The organism is Cecembia lonarensis LW9 (genome assembly GCF_000298295.1).
GTDB classification, from domain to species: Bacteria; Bacteroidota; Bacteroidia; order Cytophagales; family Cyclobacteriaceae; genus Cecembia; species Cecembia lonarensis.
The window spans coordinates 24507-41434 of sequence record NZ_AMGM01000009.1 but is presented as its reverse complement, the minus strand read 5'-3'; the positions used below and the strand labels follow the sequence as shown (position 1 = coordinate 41434).

Here is a 16928-nt window from a genome sequence, read left to right as displayed (position 1 = left end):
GTATTAACAATGAATGGGAAGTTATTTTAAAACTTTCATAAAGCGTTTGTGATCTTTGATTCACGAACGTTTTTTTATTGAAAAGATGTGGATGGTTTAGACAAAAAAGCAAAAATGAAAGATACCTTTGTCTGACCTTTTAATTTACAAAATGAAGGTAGCAGTTATTAAATACAATGCAGGCAATGTACAATCTGTACTTTATGCCTTGGAGCGATTAGGGACAGAGGCTGTTTTGACTGATGATCTAGAAACCATTGCAAAAGCAGATAAGGTTATATTCCCTGGTCAAGGTGAAGCGAGTACAGCTATGAAATACCTTAAAGAAAGGAATTTGGATAAGCTGATCCCGGATTTGAAACAGCCCTTCTTCGGCGTATGTCTAGGACAGCAATTGCTGTGTGAATATTCTGAAGAAAATGATACTCCTTGTTTGGGGGTGTTTCCCGTTAAAGTAAAGCGCTTTATTCCTGAAAATACCTTCGAGTACAAAGTCCCTCATGTAGGTTGGAACGATATTTTTGATATAAAAGGCCCACTTTTGGAAGGTTTGGAAGCCCAGTCTTTTGTTTACTATGTACATAGCTATTATTGTGAGTTGAGTGATTTTACTATTGCAAAGACCCATTATATCCATGATTTTGCTGCTTTGATGAACAAAGACAATTTTTATTCCATGCAGGCACATCCAGAGAAAAGCGGTTTGGTGGGAGAACGTATACTTTCCAATTTCCTTCAACTCAAATAGATAATTTAAACAAAGGCAGATGTATATTATTCCGGCAATAGATATCATTGGAGGTAAATGTGTCCGATTGACACAGGGTGATTACAACCAGAAAAAAGAGTACCATGATAATCCATTAGAAATGGCCAAGAGATTTGAAGATGCAGGGATCAGCAGACTGCACTTGGTGGATTTGGATGGTGCTAAGGAGAAGAGAATCATAAATGCAGAATCATTGAGGGCGATTGCTTCAGGGACCTCATTGAAAATTGATTTTGGCGGTGGGGTACAATCTGATGAAAGCATTGAAGAAGCTTTAAATTTGGGGGCTCACCAAGTTACAGGAGGGAGTATTGCGGTGAAAAATCCGGTAATGTTTGAAGGGTGGCTTGAAAAATTCGGTGGCGAGAAAATCATTTTGGGTGCAGATGCCAAAGACCGCAAAATTGCCATTTCTGGTTGGCAGGAAACAACCGAGTTGGACCTGATTGATTTTATCAAAGGATACCATGCCAAAGGTGTTACTTATGTGATTTGCACCGATGTGGCTAAAGATGGGTTACTGCAAGGTCCATCCATTGAGCTTTATAAAGAGATTTTAGCTGAAATTCCTGGCATTAAACTTATTGCTAGTGGTGGGGTATCCCAGATTAAAGATTTGGAGCAACTATCAAAAATAGGCGTCTTTGGGGCCATTGTCGGAAAAGCCTATTATGAAGGAAGGATTACGCTGGAGCAGTTAGCCGGCTTTGCTTCTTAGTATGTTGGGATATTGATATTTGAAAATTAATTTAAAAGCCTGAATTGTACCTTTGAGATGTATTTATTCATTGCTCTAGGTATTTGGTACTTTATAAAATGCTTACAAAAAGAATTATTCCCTGTCTTGATATAAAAGATGGAAGAACTGTAAAAGGTGTAAATTTCGTGCAACTTCGCGATGCAGGAGACCCTGTAGAGTTGGCCAAGATATATTCTGATGAAGGAGCAGATGAATTGGTATTTTTGGATATTACGGCTACTGTTGATAAAAGAAAGACCTTAGCAGAATTGGTGACTAAGGTAGCTAAGTCCATCAATATTCCGTTTACTGTTGGAGGGGGTATTTCTACGGTGGAAGATGTGAAAGTGCTCTTGAATGCGGGTGCAGATAAAATATCTATCAATTCGGCTGCTGTGAAAAATCCAGAAGTGATCAATGAGATGGCTTTGGAGTTTGGCTCTCAATGCATTGTGGTAGCCATTGATACGAGAAATGTGGATGGAATTGATTTTGTTCATACACATGGCGGTAGGAAACCTACCTTGTTGAAAACCCAGGAATGGGCTAGCGAAGTTTGTCATAGGGGAGCAGGAGAGATACTTTTGACATCAATGGACCATGATGGTACCAAATCAGGATTTGCAAATGAGATTACTGCCGAAATATCAGCTATGCTGAGTATTCCGGTAATTGCTTCAGGAGGTGCCGGTAATATGTTACATTTCAAAGATGTATTTACGTTTGGAAAAGCTGATGCCGCTTTGGCTGCCAGTATTTTCCATTTTAAGGAGATCCCTATTCCAAGTTTAAAGGGCTATCTTAACAAAGAAGGGGTTGCTGTGAGAATTTAAAAGAATTAAGTTAATGACTTCATATCTCTAAATTTAGATTTATCCGGACATTTGAGAGAATTGCCAATAGTTAAATGTTTTGAATCCTATGAACAATTTGAATATAGATTTTGAAAAAGTGGGAGGGTTGGTACCTGTGATTGTACAGGATGCCGATAGTAACCTCGTTTTGATGTTAGGTTATATGAACCAAGAGGCTTTAGATATTACGCTGGAGTCTAAGAAGGTGACTTTTTTTAGCCGTACAAAAGGACGTATATGGACCAAGGGGGAGACTTCCGGTAATTTTCTCCATGTCAAATCCATTACTATGGATTGTGACAATGACACCCTTCTTGTAAAGGTGAGGCCTCAGGGACCGGTTTGTCATACTGGAGCGGATACTTGTTTTGATGAGCCAAATAATAGCAAGACATTATTTATTGATCAGTTGAGGTATATTATCAAAGAAAGGAAAAATAAACCTTCAGAGCAGTCTTATACCACTTCCTTATTTGCTAAAGGGATCAATAAAGTAGCACAAAAAGTTGGCGAGGAAGCAGTAGAGCTTGTCATTGAGGCAAAGGATAATAATAAATCCTTGTTTTTAGGAGAGGCAGCAGATCTACTTTTCCACTATTTAATTCTATTGGAAGCCAAAGAAATTGAACTCGATGAGGTCATGGAGGTGTTAATTGACCGTCATAACAAAAAATAAATATGAGCAAGAGGAATGTTACCGTCCGGATGCAGGCGGATTACGAATATGAGGCTGCTAATCTTCAAGGCAACAAGGTAGCGATCGATATGTATGACGCGCCTAATAAAAAAGCACAATCACCTATGGATTTGTTGCTTTCAGCATTAGGAGGCTGTTCTGCGGTAGATGCTGTCCTGATGATGAAAAAGAAGAGAAAGCAGGTTGAAGATTTTTTCATTGAAGTAGAAGGTACAAGAAATGATGGCATCCCATCTTATTATACCCACATCCATATGCATTTTGTATTGGTATCCCCTGATGCCAAGGAAGAGGAGTTTGCTAAAGTAGTGGCTCTATCCGTTGATAAATATTGTTCCGTAGCTTCTTCGTTAAAATCAGAAATCACTTATACTTCAGAAATCAGAAAACCCTAATGCGTGTTGTTAGAGAATTTACAGTAGATGATATAAGAGTTTCCATTTTCAACTGGAATAACAAATACCTCATCAAATTTGAAACAGGTCCATTGGAGCAAACCTTTAAGGTCCCTGAAATGGATATTTTGGATGAAATGGATTTAGAAGGATTTTGTACTGGACCATTCTTTGAGGGCGTTAAGGGTCGTTTCAAAGAAATGGCGCAAAGCCTTTACAATCAAATGCAAAATCTTTAGCTTTAAAAAAAAGCAGTTTGCTTATGAAAACCAGAACCTTATTCATTTTCTTTTTAATGCTGGTTTTGGTTCAGTGTGGCCCATCTGAAAATAAAAACAACAGTGAAGCTGCTTTTCAAATGAAAGCGTTTATTACCTTACTGGAATACGATTTAAAGTTATTGGAGCTGGAGATCGAAAGTCTGGGGAGAGAGGTGCAAAGAAAATTTAGGGAGAATAAGGGATCAGCACCGCAACAATACCTACATGGGAAGCCCATAAAAAGAGGTGTCCATAACAATGCAGGAATGGATGATCCCGATGCATGTACCGTTTATATTTCAGAATTGGCCGAGGAAGGAACGGAATTGAAAGAATTGCTAAGCGCTACGGGTTCCTTAGATGAGCTTTTTAGGGGAATAATTGGTCAGCACGAAATGGTTTCCCAGGTATATTTCAATAGTAAGCAACAGGTAAATAAGCTTTACCCACCTTATGATGCCCTTGCAATGGTGGAGACGAATTTAGATGTGACATCCTTTAATTTTTATTATTTAGGGGATGAAAAAAACAACCCTGAAAGGGAAACTTTATGGGTGGACGAAATTTACATTGATCCAGTGGGTAGGGGATGGATGATTTCTTTAATTCATCCGGTATACATTGATGATGCATTGAAAATGGTGCTGGGTTTTGATATTACACTGAATACCATTATTGATAATTACCTTAGCAAGTTTGATAATAATTTTGTGATCGTAGATGCTACAGGTACCTTAGTTGCAGGGAAAACAAAAGCGATAGAGTCTTTGTCTCTTCCTCCCCTAAAGAATCATACCTACACCCAAACAATTACTTCGGATACCTTTAGAAAGGAAGAATTTAACCTTTTTAGGAGCAAGAGTAGGGAAGTACGGAAAATGGCTTCCAAAGTGATTTTAGGAAATGAAAGCGAGTACACGCTGACAGATTACGGATTGCAAGTTCGGATAACTGCCGAAAGAATGAATATTTTAGATTGGGTTCTTTTAGATTTGGCATTCTGATGGATACGTTGGGTAAGAAAATCCAGTTTGGTTTAAAAAAAGGGTATTACCGATGGTTTGTATTACTCGGAATAGTAGTGGCCTTCATCATTTCATTTCTTGCCATCAATTTTTTCAAGGCACTTAAAGAAAGTCAAATTGCCTCGATTCAATTGACCCTCAATAAACAGGCAGAAATTGCGGGCAATGACCTACAGAATAGGTTTGAAGCCATGTATGAGGATATGTTGTTTTTTGTCAACAACCTGGAGCCTTGGACGTATGAAAGAACTTCCAATGAATCTTTGGCCTTTGAGAAAAGGGCTAGGAGGATTTTTAATAACCACAGATACCTCTTGGATACAGTCATTGTAAGCTTTCCTCAACACACTGTTGCTTTTCATTTTGATGCCCGTGATAATTTTATCCAGACCTTTCATAAAGGAATGGAAAAGGTTGTTCCTGGGAAGCTTGGAGAAATTCATTTGGAAAATCCACAAAAAGAGGTTGCAATCATTGTGAAAACCGGCCTCAAGAAATTTTTTGAGGATCAAATAGCCAATTACTACATTGGTATTGACACCGAAAAATCCATTTGGATTGATGGGAATAATTGGAGGATTGGGGAGGAAATGCAAGGACCGGGAAATAAATTGTCCGAGGCTTTGATTGTTCATCTGCACGAGAATCTAGACGCAGGATTAAAGGGGCAGGTTATTGGGGATTTCTATTGGGTTAATGAGGATCGTTCCAGGAGCGTATCGGTACATTATTATCCCTTTAAGTTGACACCTTTAAAGCAACAATTTGGTATTGTCTTCACCCAGGATATTAGTAGGATTGGCTTTGATGTCTATAAAAATTATTTCTATTTACTTTTTGGCCTCCTCGCCCTCTTGGTGATCGTGCTTTTGTTATTGTTCAAGTTTATTAAGAATATTCAGTCCTCGACACAAGCGATCAAAGAGAGTGCTGTTGAAATAGAGGAGCTTTTTAGAAGACAGACCTTATTGCTTCAAGAATCTAAGGGTTTCATATATTTTCAAAATGAAAACAGGAAAATGTATGCTGTAAGCGAAGAGGTTACCAAGGTGTTGGGCTATACGCAAGAGGAATTTATTTCCAACTTTCGAAACTTAATACATGAAGGCCATAATCAAGAACTGGATGCAGTCATTGAGGAATCAAAATCCAAAAAAAGGGACTCTTTTTCCTGTGAATTCGATATGTTGCATAAAGAAGGTTATTGGGTAAGGGTTAAGATTTTCGAAAAACTTTTCTATGATGAAAGCTCCAATTTCCAAGGAAATGTAGGAATATGCACAGATATTCAGGAAAAATTCGAATCCGAACTTCAATTACAAAAAAGTGAAAACAGGTTGCGGGCAGTACTCAATAGTCTCCCAGATCTGATTTTTATTTTTGACAATGAAGGGGTTTTCTTGGATTATTATGTAAAGGATGAGCGTTTATTGATGCTGCCTGCAGCGGATACAATGGGCAAGAATTTCAAGGATATCATGCCAGAACCTTTGAAGTCTGATTTGGTCAAATGCTTTAATAAAACAGTTGAAACAGGTCTAATTCAGCAAATAGAGTTTGAATTGCTTCTACCCATAGGAAAGAGGATTTTTGAGGCAAGGTTTTTTAAATTGGACGATCAGCGGGTAGTTTCTATGGCCAGGGATATAACAGCTCAAAAGCTTTGGGAAAAGGGGCTTCAGGAAGCCAAGGAAGCTGCAGAACAGGCAAATAGGGCAAAATCGGAATTCTTGGCCAATATGAGCCACGAAATCAGAACTCCCATGAATGGGTTACTTGGGATAGTTGAATTATTGGAAAACACGTCGTTGGATGACAAACAACAGCAATATGTAAAGGTGATTAAAGATTCCGGGAAATCCCTGACCCACATCATCAATGACATATTGGATTATTCCAAAATCGAATCAGGAATGATGGATTTGAGTTTGTCTGTGTTCAACTTCAGAAATGAAATGCAACGGGTTTTCAGGATTTTCTCTGGTTTGATTGGTAAGAAACAGATCGATTTTTCTTATGATTTTGGGAATTTGGTGCCGGAATATATCCGTTTGGATAAGGAGAAGTTTGGTCAGGTTTTATTGAATATCCTGGGTAATGCACTGAAATTTACGCCTAAAGGGGGGAAAGTGCATGTTGTTTTTTCTGCAGAATCCGTATTCGAAGACAATATCATTCTATATTGTTCAGTACAAGACAATGGTGCAGGTATTCCGCCGGATAAAATCAAGCAACTTACAGAGCCCTTTGTACAAATAGACGGCAGTAATACCCGTGAATTCCAGGGTACCGGTCTTGGCTTGGCGATTTCTAACAAGCTCATTGAACTAATGGGAGGAGAAATGGAAATTGAAAGTGAGTTAGGAGCAGGCTCTCTTTTCAAATTCAGTGTCTTTGGTGCAGCAGTAAGTGAATTGGATGATATCCAAGAAGCAAGGTTGTTTGAGCTGGATGAAGAAGAATTGGAATTGTTGGGCATGGCCAAACGCTGTCCTATGGAGATTCTTTTGGTAGAAGACAATACTACCAACTTGATTTTTATGAAAATGCTTATGGATCAATTGGGCTATACGGTAAAGGTGGCCAGAAATGGTCTTGAAGCGGTTGAAATGATCCAAGAAGGCCATATTTTTGATTTAATTCTGATGGATATTCAAATGCCCAAAATGAATGGTTTGGATGCGACAAGAGCCATAAGAAAAATAAAAGGGCAGGAGTCCACAATGATTGTTGGACTATCAGCCAATGCTTTTAGAGAAGACGTGGAAAGTGCTTTGGCCTCTGGTATGGACCATTACCTGACCAAGCCTGTCAGTATACATGATGTTGCGAGAGTTATTGCTGAGCGGTTCAAGGAAAAGGAAACAAAAAAAGAGGCCTAAGCCTCTTTTTTTATAATTCTGTATTCAGATCAAATGCCTCCAAGTAATCGGCAACACGTCTGACAAACATGCCTCCCAGAGATCCGTCTACAACACGATGGTCATAGGAATGGGATAAAAACATCTTATGTCGGATGGCAATTACATCTCCCGTAGGCAATTCCACTACTGCAGGCTTTTTCTGAATGGCGCCTACCGCTAGGATTGCTACTTGTGGTTGCATAATGATTGGGGTCCCCATCACGTTACCAAAACTACCCACGTTAGAAACGGTGTATGTTCCTCCGCTTAGTTCATCAGGTGAAAGTTTATTTGTACGTGCCCTATTGGCCAAATCATTGATTTTTTTAGACAGACCTGTTAGATTATATTGATCTGCATTTTTAATTACCGGCACGATCAGGTTACCTGTTGGTAGTGCAACCGCCACACCTACGTTGATATCCTTTTTCTTGATGATTTTCTCTCCGTCTACGGAGATATTGATCATAGGAAAATCTTTTATTGCTTTTGTAATTGCCTGAATAAAGAATGGTGTAAAAGTAAGGGCTTCACCCTCCTGTTTCTTGTAGGTATCTTTCACTTTATTTCTCCAAAGTACAATATTAGTGACATCTGCTTCCACAAAGGAAGTTACATGAGGAGAAATGCGTTTGGAATCCACCATGCGTTGAGCAATCATTTTTCTCATGCGGTCCATTTCCATGATTTCGTCCTGCGCAGAGATGCTGACTTCCACTTTGGCTGGGGAAGGCATTGATGCAGTAGATGATGGTGCAGACTGAACCTCCGCAGATGATTGGGTGGATTTGTTTTTCACATATTTGAGCATATCCTGTTTGGTTACCCTTCCCTCTTTTCCTGTTCCCGGAATGGTAGACAATTCGGATTTGCTTATATTTTCTTCTTTGGCGATGCTTAATACCAAAGGGGAATAGAACCTGTCATCCCCCTGTGAAGTGGTAGCCACTGGTGCGCTTGCCAGTATAGTTTGCGTCTGAGCAGGAGCTGCAGCAACGAGCGTTTCCTTTTCATCTGAAGCAGTTGCTGCTGTAGTAGTTGAAGCACTTTCTTCGCCTTCTATCTCAATAATAGCTATGGGTGCACCTACGGCAATTACATCTCCCTCTTTTGCAAGAATTTTTTTCAGCACACCACCGTGGGTGGCAGGCACTTCAGTATCCACCTTATCTGTCGCTACCTCCAATACAGACTCATCCTGTTCGATGGTATCTCCTTCCTTCTTTAGCCAAGTGAGAATTGTTCCTTCTATGATACTTTCACCCATTTTGGGCATTAGCATTTCTACAGTCGCCATACTCGTATTATTTAATTGGGTTTATTTCTGAGATTTAAAATTAAATTTTATTTTTACCAAACCAAAATTGATTTGGAAAATTTTTATTCTGTTTTTCCTTCTATGCATTGTCGAAGTAAGTTCAGGACTGCTACTCCCGTAAGTTGTATATTTAACATTCTGTCTTGTGTCAACTGAAGTTTTTTGGTGTGTGTTTTTCCATTTAATGCACAAGCTATCCAAACGGTTCCTACCGGTTTTTCAGCCCATCCCCCCCCTGGACCTGCTATCCCACTACTGGCCAGTCCAAAATCTGCATGAAACATTTTCCTCACATTTTCAGCCATTTGTATAACGGTTTCTTCACTGACAGCTCCTTTATCTTTCAGAATATTTTCATCAACACCCAAGATTCTATTTTTGAAGGAGTTGTGATACGGGATAAGGCCACCTTGGAAATAATCACTTGAGCCGGGAATGGTTGTGACCAAATGAGAAATGTAGCCTCCCGTACAACTTTCGGCAAATGCTACTTTTTTGGCCTGTATTTTCAATAATCTCCCTATAGCTTCTTGTAGGGTTTCCTGGTTATAACCATAAATGTATTTATCAATCAATAGTCTTACTTTTTGGATTTCCTTCTCAACATCGTCTTCAAGTTGTTCCATATCTTCTCCAAATCCTGTCAATCTCAATTTGACTTGACCTAAGGAGGGTAAGTATGCCAATTTGATATGTTGGGGAAGGCCGCTTTCCCAGTCTTTGATCAACTCAGAAAGCCAGCTTTCTCCTATACCTACGGTTTTGATTACCTTGTGATAGATGTGGGGAAGAGGAAATATTTCCTTTATTTTGGGAATCACATGATCGGACATCAACTTCTTCATTTCATGGGGAACCCCGGGCATGGACATCCATACTTTTCCATTTTCCTGAAACCACATGCCGGGAGCAGTGCCCAGTTCATTGGGCACATAGGTACATTTAGTAGGCAAGTGTGCCTGAAGTCGATTGATTTGGGTCAGTTCTCTTCCTCTTTTTTCAAAAAATGTTCTTACAGCTTCAAGGGCTTCCGGAACTAACTCTATACCGCACTGAAAGTATTCTGCCAAAAGCGGTTTTGTGAGGTCATCATTGGTAGGGCCTAATCCTCCTGTCATAAGGATGATATCCGCTCTTTCTTCTGCACTAGAAAAAGCCTCCAAGATTGAGGCTCTACTATCCCCAATAGTAGTTCTTCTCACTACCCTGACACCAATTTTATCCAACTCTTGGCTGATCCAATGGCTGTTGGTGTCAATTATTTGTCCATAAAGTAACTCATCGCCAATGGACAAAATTTCTGCCTTGACTTCTTTATATTGTACCATTCTATTTGCTTGATGAATTTTTGAATATTGATTTCCCAATTACCTTACTTTAGCTTTCCTCAGAATTTTAGAAAATAAGCTTGGGAAGAAACGCTTGAGGTAAACAGCATATTTTTCTTTTCCTCCAATTAGTACTTCTTCCTTGTTTTTTTCCAAGGCCGAAAAAATCTCTAAGGCGCATTTTTCGGGAGACATGCCTTTTTCCTGGGCCTCATCCATTTGGTTGAGTACAGAACCATCTCCTGTTAAGGCATTTATTGAAACTTTAGTCCTTATGAATCCAGGGCAAATCAAAGTCACTTTAATATTATCTTTATAGTGCTCGGCCCTCAGTGAATCAAAAAAACCATGTAGGGCATGTTTGGAAGCAGCATAGGCCGTTCTGTAGGGAGATCCAAATTTGCCCACTAAGCTGCTGACTACCGCATAATGACCTTTCTTATTCTTTATAAAATGTGGCAAGAGGGCTTTGGAAAGTCCTATCGTTCCAAAAAAATTCACTTCCATTATTTTTCTATCAACCTCCAAGCGGGTTTCTTGGGCTAAAGAACGCTGGCTGATACCTCCATTGTTAATCAGTAAATCAACCTGACCAAAGGCTTCAATGGCTTCTTTACACTTTGATTGAAAACTTTCCGTATCATTTAAATCAAGGGGCAACACATAGGTATGCGTTGGATTGAAGGCACTGTTCTTTAATTTCTCTAAGGCCTTTACATTTCTGGCAGAAATAATAAGCTTATATCCCTTTTTTTCATAGAGTTTGTATAGGGCTTCACCTATTCCAGAAGATGCTCCTGTGATCCAGATTGTTTTTTGGTTCATTTTGGATTTCTTTTATAAATCACAAAGTCAAAACTGTACTGATTGTTTTTATCTTTTTCATAGTGTTCGTTAGAAACGACTTGCCATGACTCAGGATCGATGGATGGGAAATAGGCATCTCCTTCAGGAGCAACATCTACATGGGAAACCATGAGTTCATCTGCAATGGGTAAAGCCTCTTTGTAAATTTCAGCTCCTCCAATGATAAAAACTTGGTTGAGCTGTTTGCCGATGCATATCTGAATGGCTTCTGGTAATGAATGAACAACTATATGTCCTTCGGGTAAGGAGAAGTTTTTGTTTCTTGTGATCACCACAGAAGTTCTGTTAGGCAGAGGTCTACCTACTGATTCATAGGTTTTTCGGCCCATGATGATATGGTGGCCTGTTGTAAATTTTTTAAATAATTTCAGATCGGAGGATAGTTTCCATATCAACTCATTGTCCTTACCGATGACGTCATTTTTTGCTTTCGCTACTATAATTGAAATTTTCAAGGTGATGGAAGTTTATGCGACAAGATACCAAGGAATAACTGAGGATGAAAATCTATAAGGTATAAAAAATAAACCCTAAGGAAAGGTTTCCTTAGGGCCTTAAATTGATTTAACTTCAAAGTTATTTTTCTTGCATTCCGGCAAAAGCACTGGGGTATTCAGCCATTACAAAGGTTTGCTTTGCAGAATCATTGATTTCAGTGACCGTCATTTGCACTACACTTTTGTCCGTTTTACTTTCAAAAATCATTTCAAGGAGGTTCCCTTGAGGCATATTTTTGAAATAATCCATATTTTCCTGCTTCATTTTAGCACTTAAAAAGGGGTTGCCCTCTCCCCAAAAGCTAGAAGTTCCCTGAATAGGTTTTTCTGTGACCCAATAAGTGGCTTTTCCCTCTTCATCCTCTGAGACATACTCCTCACAGGTGTAGCCCAATATATTTTTTGTTCTCCCGGTTTTTTGCCAGGTAAAATCGGAATCAGACTCTTCTTTTATGTCTGTATCCTCAATTTCAATCCCTTCTGCAATTTTTTCAAAATCCAAGCCATAGGCAATTCTGGCTTTTTCTCCTTCATTTTCAAAAAGTATGATCGAAGCATTTCTTTCAAGGTCATAGATGAGGATAGATGAGCCTTCTTTTTGCTGTTGCTCTTTAAGTTCGATTTCCATACCGATGATCATCTGATTATCAGACAGGAAAGACTTGATTTGGCTGGGTTCTATGTCTTTTCCTTTCTCATCTTTTCCCGTAAGCTCCATGACAGAATATCCTGTAAAGTGATATGCATCGGCTACAGGAACATCAGCAGTTATCCCACTAAGGACTTTTTCCCAGTTTACCCCAGGCATGCCTTCAGGTCCATAAATTTCTCCAAAAACCTTTTCCAATTGGCGCTGGGCCACTTTTTCCATTTCCGATTCCACTCTTTTTTCTACAGCCCTACTTACCCCCCTCTCTGCGGCATCTTTTAGTTTTCTCAGTATTTGCGCGTCCGCTTGTGATCCAATAAGAACAAAAAAGATAAGTAAAAAAGCAATTGACGTTTTCATAGTTTTGTGTTTAGTGAATAATTTAAAATTATTAAAAAAAATAGGCTTTTCCACGAGATTTCCGGACTATCTCTCTCTAGGTCAGCTAAATATTTAAACCATTATAATTTGAACCCTTTAAGAAACTCCTCTACTGGCAGACGTTTTTTACCTTCCAATTGGAGTTCAAGAATACTGATATGTCCATTTCCCGTTTGAAAAACCAGTTTTGATTTTCCTTCTGATTTGTATTCTCCTGCTTTTAGGCCTGAAATGTTTTTGTCTGAATATTGGGATCTGAATATTTTACAAAGCTTACCTTGGATGATCGTCCAAGCAGCTGGATAAGGTGAAAGCCCTCTGATCAGATTATGGATCTCATAGGCTGGTTTTTTCCAGTCAATTTCACAGGTTTCTTTATAGATCTTTGGGGCATGATGCTTGGCTTTAGTTTCATCTTGTGGAAGAGGAGTTATGCTTTCTGAAGCAATGGCTTCAACGCTTTTTACAACAAGCTTTGCACCTTTCAACATTAGCCTTTCATATAGACTTCCTACATTGTCTTCTGCATGGATGGGTTCCTTTTCCTGAAATATAATACTTCCTGTATCTATTTCATGCTTGAGAAAAAATGTAGTAATTCCTGTTTCTTTTTCCCCATTTATAATTGCCCAATTAATCGGAGCGGCACCTCTGTAGTCGGGAAGGAGAGAAGCATGCAGGTTAAATGTACCCATGGGAGGCATATTCCATACCTTTTCCGGAAGCATACGGAAGGCTACCACGATCTGGAGGTCAGCTTGATAACTTTTTAATTCTTCTAAAAAATCCAAAGATTTGAGATTAGTAGGCTGTAAGACAGGGATATCGTGCTTTATAGCTGTTTCTTTGACAGGAGAAGGAATCAATTTTTGTCCTCTTCCTTTGGGTTTGTCTGGCGCTGTAATCACTGCGACAACATTCCATCCTGTTTCAACCAACCTTTCCAGTGCAGGTACCGCAAATTCCGGAGTACCCATATAAATGATGCGTAAGTCTTTTTTCATCTAAATTGCTCATACACGATTGAACAGTAAAATTTGTAAAAAAAATATGAAAAGGAGCTAAAATCTTTCTTTTTGTGTAACCTCAGTCAAAAATTTGCGTCTTAAAAGTTTGTATTTCTTTAGGTTGGATCATATAAAGAAACATTGCAGCCATAAGTTTAACCATGATACAAAGCAAAAAAACATTATTTAAAACCCTACTGGTTTTAAATGCTTTATTTTTCTCTGCATTGGCTGTTTGGGATCATTATGAAGATGTTGAGGATGTAATTTTTGAAAATTTTGAGGTCATTGCGGAGCATGACTATGATGATTATGATTTTCCGACAAAAATATCACGCTCTCTTGAATCTTCCTTGGTGGAATTTGAAAGGATTGAGCAAATAAAGGTAGTAGACTTTCTCCTCTCGATCATTGTACCTTATATTATTAATCAGGAAGATCATTTAATAGAATTTCCATATTTATCATCAGATTACGAATTTTTTAATTCAAGAAGTATTTGCATTAACGCCCCTTAGTTTTTCCAGTTTTCAGTCAATCAGTGCTTCGTCGATTTTAAGCGGACTTTTGTCCTTGGAGCAGGCTTTTCAATTATAACTTCATTGTAAGCCCTGAACTATCTGTATTTGGCGTACGACCTTGTATTACATAGGTTGGCTTCAAATTGTTGATCCTCATCGTTCAAAGCAGTTGATTGTTTGCTTCTTTAATTTCCTTTTTTTAAAAAAATAACAATCATTTGTATGCGACTCATCATCGTCATTTTCTTGCTATTGGTAACTGTTAAGGGTTATTCACAGCAAAATCTATTCAATATTCCATCTGGAGACATTACCGAAAAAAATAAAGTATTTTATCAACATCAATTCAATATATTTCAGCCTATGTTTGAATCAAAAGGGCATTTCGTCTATGGTTTGGGCAAGGGCTGGGATATAGGTATAAATTTGGTGGGTAAAGGGATTGGCTTTAATCCTTACCTAGAATTTATTACCAACGATAATCCCTCCCTAGGAGCATTGTCCCCTCATTTGATGCCTTCGATCCAGAAACAGTTTCAATTATCAGAAAGCTTTGATGTCAATTTTGGTACGCAATCGGGCATCAATTTGGCTGATCAATGGGATGAAAAGGAGTTTGCTTTTTTTAACTATAGGATAGGTATCTATCATTTTATGAATAAGAAAAGCCGTCTCATAGGAGGGGTATACCATACCAACCGGAATTTTGTGGGAGAAGGTACTCACGTTGGTTTCCTTGTTGGGTATGAGTTAAAAATCGCCCCCAGAACCTACCTTATGGGAGACTGGATCAGTGGTAACAATGAATCTTCTGCAGCAGTAATTGGTGCTATGTATAATGTCACTAAACGCTTTCAGTTTTGTGCAGGTGTCTTATTGCCCAATCAAGGAAATATTAAACCCTCAGGCTTAGTCATCGAACTCAACTTCTTTGGCTGGGATTTGAGCATGAAATAATAAAGAGGAATGATAGATTCAACTAGTAATTCAATTGATTAATTAGTTGAGTCTATCGCCTTTGAAAAAAAAATCGAAATAATATTTTCTGGAGAATGTTGAAAAAAGATTTTTTGGTTCGAAATTTGACTACTTTTACATCGTGAAACAATCAATACATACTGTCAGTCCACTTCTTCGTGTCATCGCGCTTGCCATGGCATTGTTTTTTGTGGTTTTGGCCGTATTTGATGGGTTTGAAGAAGAGCAGGATATAGAGTATGTAGGTGAATTTTTAAATGAGGCTGATTTCGATTACGTGGATTTTCCTACTTCGATCTCCAGGTCTACCAGCACCCAATCACTCAAAATTCAACGAATCATTGTATTAAGCGTTTTTGAATTTGTTTCTGAAGCATTGAGGTTATCAAAACCATCCTTGCCATCGCTTGCATATATTCCTCTTGGCATATTTTCTAGTCTTGATTTTTTGATTGGCAAATCCATTGCCGCCAATGCTCCCTGATCAAGGATTATTCTTCTTTCTCTTATTAGCGATAAACCCTCCAAATAACTTTCTCTGAAAGATTATTCACATTCAATTTATTTATGAAAATCAATTCCAATTGGACTTCTTTTCGTGTTTTTCAATACGTTAAAGTAAGTCAAATGAGCTTACTGTTGCTCATGCTCATTTCCTTTGCCTGTAATCCTGGCAGTGGGAAAAATCAAAACCAAGTACTCATACAAGTTCCTATTGTGGAACTTCAACCGATGAGTATTACTCTTCCAAAAACCTATGTCAGCGATATTCAGGCCGTGCAGTTTGTAGAGGTTCGAGCCAAGGTGGAAGGTTTTGTAGACCGAATCTATGTGGATGAAGGTCAATTTGTCAAAAAAGGACAAAACCTATTTCAATTGACTTCCAATGAATACAATGAAATGGTCAATTCTGCCAATGCGCGTTTGTTTCAAGCCCGTGCAGAAGCACAAGCAGCCCAACTGGAAGTCGATCGTCTCAAAGTTTTGGTGGATAAAAATATCATTGCCAGGTCCGAATATCAATTGGCCTTATCCAAAAAAGCAGTGGCAGAATCTGCTATTTCTGAGGCCGAGTCTATGCTCAAAAATGCCAAAACAGGATTATCCTATACCACTATTAAGGCACCTTTTGACGGCATTGTAGATCGCATTCCATACAAAACAGGGAGCTTGGTAACCGCTGGAGATTTATTGACAAACATTACGGATATCTCTGAGATTTTTGCCTACTACAAAGTGACAGAAAATGAGTACCTGCAATACATGAGGGCCAAAATCGAAAACGAAACATTGGATGACCAGGAAGTTTCTTTGATTTTATCCGATGGGGTTTACTATGAAAATAAAGGAAGATTGGAGACCATGGAGGCTGACTTTGAACGTGGTACGGGTTCCATTGCCTTTCGGGTACGTTTCCCAAATCCTGATCAATTGATCAAGCATGGTTCTACGGGTAAGGTAGAGATGAGTGAAACTTTGGAGGATATCTTTTTGATTCCGCAAAAATCCACCTTTGAAATCCAGGATTACAATTATGTGTATATCGTGGATAAAAACAACAAGGTAAGGGTACGAAGCTTTAAACCTTTGCAGCGCTTTGGGGTATTCTACATTGCTGATGGTTTTGAGCCTGGCGATAGGATCATCTTTGAAGGTATTCAGCAGGTAAAAGACGGTATGGAAATCATGCCCGAATTGACTCCTGAAAAAGATGTGTATGATACCTTGGTAAAATCCTAA

The 16928-nt window shown here is 38.7% G+C and carries 18 protein-coding genes; 12 read left to right on the top strand and 6 right to left on the bottom strand.

Annotated elements, in window-relative coordinates:
• Positions 1–151: 151 nt before the first annotated feature.
• From hisH to B879_RS04630, 8 genes are all read left to right on the top strand, one after another.
• A complete protein-coding gene (gene hisH, locus B879_RS04665) occupies positions 152–748 on the top strand; it encodes an imidazole glycerol phosphate synthase subunit HisH (RefSeq protein ID WP_009183994.1) in 597 nt (198 codons plus the stop codon).
• 19 nt (positions 749–767) lie between these two features.
• Positions 768–1487, top strand: coding sequence for a 1-(5-phosphoribosyl)-5-[(5-phosphoribosylamino)methylideneamino]imidazole-4-carboxamide isomerase (gene hisA / locus B879_RS04660; protein WP_009183993.1), 720 nt, complete (start codon positions 768–770; stop codon positions 1485–1487).
• A 98-nt stretch (positions 1488–1585) separates the two neighbouring features.
• On the top strand, positions 1586–2341 hold the full coding sequence (hisF, locus tag B879_RS04655) for an imidazole glycerol phosphate synthase subunit HisF (RefSeq protein ID WP_009183992.1): 756 nt from the start codon (positions 1586–1588) through the stop codon (positions 2339–2341).
• Between the two features lie 88 nt (positions 2342–2429).
• Complete coding sequence (gene hisIE, locus B879_RS04650; RefSeq protein WP_009183991.1) at positions 2430–3038, top strand: bifunctional phosphoribosyl-AMP cyclohydrolase/phosphoribosyl-ATP diphosphatase HisIE; 609 nt, start codon at positions 2430–2432, stop codon at positions 3036–3038.
• 2 nt (positions 3039–3040) lie between these two features.
• A complete protein-coding gene (locus B879_RS04645; protein WP_009183990.1) occupies positions 3041–3454 on the top strand; it encodes an OsmC family protein in 414 nt (137 codons plus the stop codon).
• Positions 3454–3693, top strand: a complete 240-nt coding sequence (locus tag B879_RS04640) for a hypothetical protein (protein ID WP_009183989.1) — start codon at positions 3454–3456, stop codon at positions 3691–3693. The genes B879_RS04645 and B879_RS04640 overlap by 1 nt, the downstream gene beginning before the upstream one ends.
• Positions 3694–3716: 23 nt before the next feature.
• Entirely contained in the window at positions 3717–4718 is a 1002-nt protein-coding gene (locus tag B879_RS04635; protein ID WP_009183988.1) for a PDC sensor domain-containing protein, read from the top strand.
• A complete protein-coding gene (locus B879_RS04630) occupies positions 4718–7621 on the top strand; it encodes a PAS domain-containing hybrid sensor histidine kinase/response regulator (RefSeq protein WP_009183987.1) in 2904 nt (967 codons plus the stop codon). The genes B879_RS04635 and B879_RS04630 overlap by 1 nt, the downstream gene beginning before the upstream one ends.
• Positions 7622–7631: 10 nt before the next feature.
• On the opposite strand, the gene B879_RS04625 is transcribed toward B879_RS04630, so the two are convergent.
• The 6 genes from B879_RS04625 to fmt all read right to left on the bottom strand — a co-directional run bounded on the left by B879_RS04625 (position 7632) and on the right by fmt (position 13686).
• Positions 7632–8939, bottom strand: coding sequence for a dihydrolipoamide acetyltransferase family protein (locus B879_RS04625; RefSeq protein ID WP_009183986.1), 1308 nt, complete (start codon positions 8937–8939; stop codon positions 7632–7634).
• Between the two features lie 83 nt (positions 8940–9022).
• Positions 9023–10288 (bottom strand): competence/damage-inducible protein A, encoded by a 1266-nt coding sequence (locus B879_RS04620; RefSeq protein ID WP_009183985.1) that lies wholly within the window; start codon positions 10286–10288, stop codon positions 9023–9025.
• A 39-nt stretch (positions 10289–10327) separates the two neighbouring features.
• Positions 10328–11113: an SDR family oxidoreductase gene (locus B879_RS04615; RefSeq protein WP_009183984.1), complete on the bottom strand. Its 786-nt coding sequence runs from the start codon at positions 11111–11113 to the stop codon at positions 10328–10330.
• Positions 11110–11610 (bottom strand): dihydrofolate reductase, encoded by a 501-nt coding sequence (locus B879_RS04610; RefSeq protein WP_009183983.1) that lies wholly within the window; start codon positions 11608–11610, stop codon positions 11110–11112. The genes B879_RS04615 and B879_RS04610 overlap by 4 nt, the downstream gene beginning before the upstream one ends.
• A gap of 121 nt (positions 11611–11731) precedes the next feature.
• A complete protein-coding gene (locus B879_RS04605) occupies positions 11732–12661 on the bottom strand; it encodes a DUF4412 domain-containing protein (protein ID WP_009183982.1) in 930 nt (309 codons plus the stop codon).
• Positions 12662–12762: 101 nt separating this feature from the next.
• Positions 12763–13686 carry a methionyl-tRNA formyltransferase gene (gene fmt, locus B879_RS04600; RefSeq protein WP_009183981.1) on the bottom strand — a complete coding sequence of 308 codons (924 nt, stop codon included), beginning with the start codon at positions 13684–13686 and terminating at the stop codon, positions 12763–12765.
• Between the two features lie 164 nt (positions 13687–13850).
• Here fmt and B879_RS04595 point away from each other — a divergent pair, with 164 nt between their 5' ends.
• The 4 genes from B879_RS04595 to B879_RS04580 all read left to right on the top strand — a co-directional run bounded on the left by B879_RS04595 (position 13851) and on the right by B879_RS04580 (position 16928).
• Positions 13851–14207 carry a hypothetical protein gene (locus B879_RS04595; protein ID WP_009183980.1) on the top strand — a complete coding sequence of 119 codons (357 nt, stop codon included), beginning with the start codon at positions 13851–13853 and terminating at the stop codon, positions 14205–14207.
• A gap of 225 nt (positions 14208–14432) precedes the next feature.
• Positions 14433–15167 (top strand): hypothetical protein, encoded by a 735-nt coding sequence (locus B879_RS04590; protein WP_009183979.1) that lies wholly within the window; start codon positions 14433–14435, stop codon positions 15165–15167.
• Between the two features lie 142 nt (positions 15168–15309).
• A complete protein-coding gene (locus B879_RS04585; protein WP_202949586.1) occupies positions 15310–15672 on the top strand; it encodes a hypothetical protein in 363 nt (120 codons plus the stop codon).
• 143 nt (positions 15673–15815) lie between these two features.
• Positions 15816–16928, top strand: coding sequence for an efflux RND transporter periplasmic adaptor subunit (locus tag B879_RS04580; protein ID WP_009183977.1), 1113 nt, complete (start codon positions 15816–15818; stop codon positions 16926–16928).